This is a genomic window from Sphingobium sp. FG58 (assembly GCF_057809055.1).
This window is the reverse complement of the sequence record NZ_JBMDJF010000042.1, coordinates 1-6,298: the sequence shown is the minus strand read 5'-3', so window position 1 is coordinate 6,298 and position 6,298 is coordinate 1. Positions and strand designations below refer to the sequence as shown.

5 protein-coding genes are annotated in these 6,298 nt (G+C 58.8%); 4 read left to right on the top strand and 1 reads right to left on the bottom strand.

Annotated elements, in window-relative coordinates; genetic code table 11:
* The first annotated feature begins 965 nt into the window (after positions 1-965).
* Positions 966-1,598, top strand: a complete 633-nt coding sequence (locus tag ACODR8_RS19790) for a tyrosine-type recombinase/integrase (RefSeq protein ID WP_119750059.1) — start codon at positions 966-968, stop codon at positions 1,596-1,598.
* A 239-nt stretch (positions 1,599-1,837) separates the two neighbouring features.
* Positions 1,838-2,233: a VOC family protein gene (locus tag ACODR8_RS19785; protein ID WP_119750061.1), complete on the top strand. Its 396-nt coding sequence runs from the start codon at positions 1,838-1,840 to the stop codon at positions 2,231-2,233.
* A 227-nt stretch (positions 2,234-2,460) separates the two neighbouring features.
* Here ACODR8_RS19785 and ACODR8_RS19780 read toward each other — a convergent pair whose 3' ends face one another.
* The gene (locus ACODR8_RS19780; RefSeq protein WP_119750004.1) at positions 2,461-2,724 is read right to left on the bottom strand and encodes a DksA/TraR family C4-type zinc finger protein; all 264 of its coding nucleotides are present in this window, start codon (positions 2,722-2,724) and stop codon (positions 2,461-2,463) included.
* A 180-nt stretch (positions 2,725-2,904) separates the two neighbouring features.
* Between ACODR8_RS19780 and ACODR8_RS19775 the strand changes: the two genes are divergently transcribed.
* Positions 2,905-4,053 (top strand): GlxA family transcriptional regulator, encoded by a 1,149-nt coding sequence (locus tag ACODR8_RS19775; RefSeq protein ID WP_489008833.1) that lies wholly within the window; start codon positions 2,905-2,907, stop codon positions 4,051-4,053.
* A 66-nt stretch (positions 4,054-4,119) separates the two neighbouring features.
* On the top strand, positions 4,120-6,021 hold the full coding sequence (locus ACODR8_RS19770; RefSeq protein ID WP_489008832.1) for a putative bifunctional diguanylate cyclase/phosphodiesterase: 1,902 nt from the start codon (positions 4,120-4,122) through the stop codon (positions 6,019-6,021).
* The last annotated feature ends 277 nt before the right edge of the window (positions 6,022-6,298 follow it).

The following is a 6,298-nucleotide window of genomic DNA, read 5'->3' as shown; positions in this document are numbered from 1 at the left end:
GCCCGCCGCATCGCAAGATCATGAAATCATGACAGATAATTTTGAATCAGACACTTATCAACCACGATTTCGCGAATGATACGCCCCTGAGATTTATTCCAAATCACGCCGCCTCCTCAGCTTCGATTGCGAGAACTTCCTAAATCACAACGGTTACAAATGCCTTTAATGCTTAGATTTCGCACATTGTCCGACAATCAGGCTTTTCCCGCAAGATAGACAAAGGATCGGTGCAGGGACGAGAGATGGCTGGATGGCGTGATGAGAGTGTCAGAGGATATTGCTATTGCTATGTCGGAATAGCCAAGCTGCCAATCCGCTAACCGCTCCGACAATCAAAAACATTGACCATAGAGAAACCAGCGCGAACTGATCACGACCGGGTTGCATTGTAGAAAAGAAGTAGGCGGTAGGGAGGGCGAAGATCGCTCCAGATGTTATCCAAACTGGCGCTGTGTCGAATATACTCACTTTCCTTGAAACTGCTGTCGTGAACCATACCATCGCAGCGGATGTTGGAAACGCTACGATCGAGCCTATAGCCAATGTCCCAGGTAGCGCGATGAATATCATGGCAGTGGGTGTAAGGCCGTGACTTGCAAAATAGGCGCTACGATGTGCCGTTGCGGCTAAGAAGAAAAGAACCGCCCCAACGGCTATGACAAGCCCGGTAACGCCGCCCACCAAAGCCGCTCGCGTCCTGCTTATTCTCCTCTGAACTTCCGGCATCATCATCCCCCACGTATGATGAGCATTCTATATGGCGGTTTCACGCTGGCCGCTACCGGCGCGGCGGGATGTACGGCAATCAGGTGAAATCCGTTCCGGCAGCTTCTGACATAACCTGTCGTTCGCCCGCCCGCGTCGGAATGACGTGAGTTGGTCGACAGGCGCTTCGGGGCCTTCCTGCTTATCCGACGCCAAAGCGTTCTCCGGAAGGCCACTCTGGCCATCGGAGAATGATCATGGAGATGCCTGAAACTGAACCCACCACCACCAAACGCCCCGTATGGAATGCGGGAAGAACCGTCGGCGCGAAGCGCGCGCTGAAACCGAAGCAAATTTGGGAGATCCGGTTCTACCTCAATCAACGCCGCCGCTTGCGAGATCGGGCGCTATTTGACCTGGCGATCGACAGCAAACTTCGCGGCTGTGACCTGGTGCAGATGAAGATCGGCGACATCGTCAGCGGCGGGCAGATTCGAACGCGTGCGATCGTCATGCAGCAGAAAACAGGTCGACCCGTTCAGTTTGAACTGCTCCCCGACGCTCGGGCTAGCCTGCTGGCCTGGCTCGATCGGCGGGGTGGCACGGTCGACGACTACGTCTTTCCCAGCCGGGTTGACCATAATGGGCATCTTAGCACCCGCCAGTACGCCCGGCTCGTCGATGAATGGGTGACAGGGGTCGGTCTGATGCGAAGCGACTATGGCACGCACTCACTTCGGCGAACGAAGGCATCGATCATCTACAGGGCAACCGGAAACCTTCGTGCCGTCCAGATCCTTCTCGGGCATAGCAAGATCGAGAATACGGTGCGCTATCTCGGGATTGACGTGGAAGATGCGCTTGCCCTCGCCGAGAATACCGAAATTTGACCAATCGGCTCCTCGCCTTCGGCGAGGGGCCAACTTCGCGGCGCTTGGGACTTTCCTGCCGTTCCGACGTAAGGTGTCTAACGGCGGAGCTCGCCAATACCCGACGTCCGGTCCTTCCCCGACTGGCCAACTAAGCGCGATCGGATAGGCTTTCTAAATTGGCTGAGAACGCAACTGGTCGCTTGCTCCGATCCCACACTGCCTCCACAAGCGTCCTCGTAACGATAGGGAGAGAGAAATTGTTATTCCACACGATGGTAGGCTCCAATGACATCGAGCGATCGCGGCGGTTCTACAACGCGGTTTTGGGTGTTCTGGGTGTGCCAGAGCCGATGATCAACATCGCTGGAAGCGGACATACGCGCCTCTTCTACCCGAACCAGGGCGGAACCAACTTCATCGTCACCCAGCCGATCAACGATGAACCTGCCACCGTGGCGAACGGGAGCACCGTTGCTTTCTCGTGCAATTCGCCCGAGCAAGTTCAGCAATTTCATGATGTAGCCGTAGCCAACGGCGGGACGTCAATCGAAGACGCTCCTGGCCCGCGGGAGTCCGCGATGGGAACTATCCACCTGACTTACGTGCGCGATCCCGACGGCAACAAGCTTTGCGGGATCCACATCCCCGGATAGAGTTTTTTACCCTTCTATGTACCGGCCCACCGAGCAATTGGGCGTGGCGCAGGGCCGGTCAACCTCGACCCATAAGTTGGTCAAAAGTGCCGCCGATGTGCTATCGGGAAAGGGGCGTGGCGGCTTCAGGCGTAGCCAGAAATTCAATTTGGAACCGCGAACGACTGGGTCAGGGTCGGTTGCCGCCGGCGCCCTCTATGTCTGCGTGGTCAGTTCGCGTTTCTCGATCAGCGCAACTGACTGTCTTTACTGCCTCTCCGGTTGATTCCTGCAGTTCGCATCTGCCGGTCACGCATAGACTGGCAGGAGATGCACGTACGAATGCCAGCCAGCGCCGCGCGACGCGCCTTTGGAATCTCCTCTCCGCAGTCGTCACAGTATTCGGTGCCATCGCCAATCGGCAAGCGTGACCGCGCGCTGAGCACCGCGTCCTTAACCGTATCGTCGATTTGATCTTGAATCGCACCATCGCGCGCCCAGCCGTTCGCCATTGTAGCGTCTCCTCGTTGTGAACTGGGCGCTGACCGAACACCGGACCCCAGATGGTTCTGGCCGCGCCTCTCTATCTGACCTTGTGAAACAAGATTAGCGCGTCTTCGCCGCCCCTTGGAATGCTATCATCGCCGGACAGCCAGGAGACCTCTTACTGGCTGGCCAGCCTCACAGCGTATGTGGGGATCATCCTGCCGCTTGGCAACGACTCGGTCAGCAGCGTCGCACGCGACCGCCGACCGCATTCGCGACGCGCTTTGTGTTCGGCGCGCAGGGGCGTATACGGCATGGGCCATGGCCTAGTGCTGTCGCTGAGCGGAGTACAGGCCATCCATATCACCATATTTGCGCCCTCCAAGGTGCACCTGCTCGAAATCGCCGGTATTCGCGATGCGCTGTTCGAAGCCAATTGCAAGATCGGGTCAGGACCGCATTACACTGTCGAGCTCGTGACCGAGCATGGGGGCGTTGCAGCCACCGCTTCTGGCGTAAAATATGTGGCTGATGCCAGCATCGACACTGCGGCGCCGACCTGCGACACGCTGATCGTCACCGGGCCTTATGGGTTGCCGACGCGCCCGAGCGGCCCCGCAATGCGATGGCTGCAGGATCAGGCCCGGCACTCCCGGCGCTATGGATCGACCTGTACCGGTGCTTTCCTGCTCGCGCACGCAGGATTGCTGGCAGGACGCCGTGCCACGACGCATTGGGAATATGCGGATCGTCTGGCGACCGACTTTCCCGCCATCGAGGTGGAGCCCGACCAGATCTTCGTCCGCGACGGACCCGTGTTCAGTTCAGCCGGGGTGACGGCCGCGATAGATCTGACGTTTGCCCTGATCGAAGAGGACCATGGCCGGGCGCTCGCGCTCTGGGTGGCACGCCGCCTCGTCGTCTTTCTCAAACGCCCGGGGGGTCAGTCGCAGTTCAGCGATGCCCTGACCGCTCAATCAGCCACGAGCAGTCCGATCGACCGGATCAAGCTGCACATCCTCGAATATCCCCGCGGGGAACTGGCCCTCGAAGCGCTCGCCGAGGTAGCAAGGGTGGGACCGCGCCAGCTGTCACGGCTTTTCCACGCCGAGCTGGGCTCGAGCGCAGCTACCTATGTCGAACTGACGAGAATCGACATTGCCCGGCGTTTGCTGGAAGACAGTAGCGCGCCGCTCAAGACGATCGCATATGCCGCTGGATTTGGATCGACGACAACCCTGAGGCGCGCTTTTGTGCGCCGGATCGGTGTCACCCCGACAGAATATCGCCAGCGATTTCAGACTGCCGGGTCTGGCGTGGCGGCCAAAGACGAAAGTGCCGCCGATTTGTCCTGAAGCGTCGCTCTGCGGTCATTGAAGGTTCGGCTGGGGGTTCGCATTGTCGAACCTGGAGGCCAGACAATGCGAAATGATCGCTCTGCTTTTAGCGCAAATACCAACCGGACCGGACCGGATTTTTCAACGGTATCGGCGGCGATCCCTGGTCGTGCCGTGGCGCATGACCGAGACGACAATAAGGGCCCACCGCAGGGGGATTGTGGATTCAGGCCCAAGCAATGGGACTGCCTGAACCGGCCATCGGACGATTCCGATTCCATTTTGGCTGCATATGGGTTGGCCCTGGACCACGTCGGTGATGGCGTGGTGGTCGCGGACATGCGTCAGCGTGGGCACCCCATCATCAAGGTCAACGCCGCGTTCGAAGCGATTACCGGCTATACTGCAGCTGAGGCCATCGGCAAGAATTGCCGCTACCTTCAAGGCAGCGACCGCCTGCAGCCCGAAATCGCCGAAATCCGAGCTGCCCTGACCGAAGGTCGCGCCTGTTCTGTGACGCTGCGCAACTACAAGCGCGACGGCACGATGTTCCGTAACGCGCTGCGACTGGTGCCGCATCGGGATGCATCCGGGCAGATCACGCACTGCGCCGGCCTGATCCGCGATGTCACCTACGCGTCAGGCGTTGATCGCCTGACCGGTCTGCTCGACCGCTACGGCCTGCTTGATCGGCTGGCGTCGATAAGCGTTCCCGCAGGATTCGTGGTGCTGCTGCTCAAGCTCGACATCATGCGGTTTCACGATGTCAACAATGGCTTCGGCTATGATATCGGTGATGCGCTCTTGCGAGCGGTCGCTGGGCGCCTCGCAACGTTGCCATCGGTAGCCTTGGCGCGCGTGGGCACAAACAGCTTCACGCTTGCCTTCGAGCTTGGCGATGCCCAACGCGCCGCGGACTTGGTCAATGATGTTCTGAACCTGTTGCAGCCCCGCTTCATTCTGCCCGGCGCGGCAATGACGACCCAATTCGGCGCGGGTTTCACGGTCGGATCGATCGGGTCGGATCCACTTCAGCTCGTTCGCCAGGCTGCCGCAGCCTTGCAGCGCTCTAAAGCGTTGGCTTCAAACCCGCCGCATCGCTTTGCTGCGGCGGACGAACGCGACGCCTCCAATCGCATCCGGTTGGCAAATGATCTGCAGGCTGCAATTCCGAACGAGGAACTGCTGTTGCATTATCAGCCTCAGTTGGATCTGCATTCGGGAAACATTGTGGGTGCCGAGGCCTTGGTTCGATGGAACCACGGCGTGTTCGGGCTGCAGTCTCCAAGTCGGTTCATCGGCGTTGCCGAGGAGACCGGCGCGATCCTGGACATCGGAGCATGGGCTTTGCGAACGGTTGCTAAGCAGGCGATGCGCATCAACGAGGGACGACGCACACCCATACGTTTTTCGTGCAATGTGTCGGTGCTGGAATTCACCCGCAGGGACATGGTGGCGTTTGTCGAGCAGGTGGTCGCCGAGACCGGCTGTCGTCCTGAATGGCTGACCCTTGAGCTTACCGAAAGTCTCATGATGCCCGAGCCGGCGGAAGTCCTGCGCGTATTTCGCGACCTGCGCGGCTTGGGTGTTGAAATCTCTATCGACGACTTCGGTACCGGATACTCGAATCTGCGGTACCTGGAACGATTTCCGCTGACCGAGATCAAGATCGACCGCAGTTTCGTGCGCGATGTCGTTCACAGCCCTGCCAAGCGGGTGATCGTCGAGAGCATCATAAAGCTAGGCGGGGTGCTGGATATCCGTGTCGTCGCCGAAGGGATCGAGACCGACGCGGAGCTCTCCGTTGTGAAATCCCTCGGCTGCTCAGTCGGACAAGGTTATCTCTATTCTCCCCCGCTCGATACCACCGCGTTCGACGCTTTCATCAAGTATCACGCGATCTCGCACGACCAAGCACAGCAGGGCCGCCTTCTGACGACGCTCAATGACAATCGTGCTTCGCACACGGGAGGTCTTCCGGAATGAGGATGTTTCAATCAGAATGCTTACCTGCATCGGCGTCGGAAACATACCGCTGTCTCAATTTAACCTAAGTCAACTGCACCTCAACGGACGTCCGCTCTCGGTTGCACGAACCGCAGCTTTGCAAAAATGTTATACAGGATCAGCCTCCTTCTTCGCGGCGTGGATAGGACAGCTTTTAATAAGGAGCAGACATTCACGTAGCCTGTTTTGAATGACTGCGACTGTGAAGGGTTTCGGGCGCTTGCGTACGAAAGCCTCCAGTGCAGGAACCCGCGGG

What these genes read in the sequence shown, in the direction of transcription:
- ACODR8_RS19790 (WP_119750059.1), top strand. Translation starts at nt 966, where the DNA reads ATGGAGATGCCTGAAACTGAACCCACCACCACCAAACGCCCCGTATGG.
- ACODR8_RS19780 (WP_119750004.1), bottom strand. Translation starts at nt 2,724, where the DNA reads ATGGCGAACGGCTGGGCGCGCGATGGTGCGATTCAAGATCAAATCGAC.
- ACODR8_RS19770 (WP_489008832.1), top strand. Translation starts at nt 4,120, where the DNA reads ATGCGAAATGATCGCTCTGCTTTTAGCGCAAATACCAACCGGACCGGA.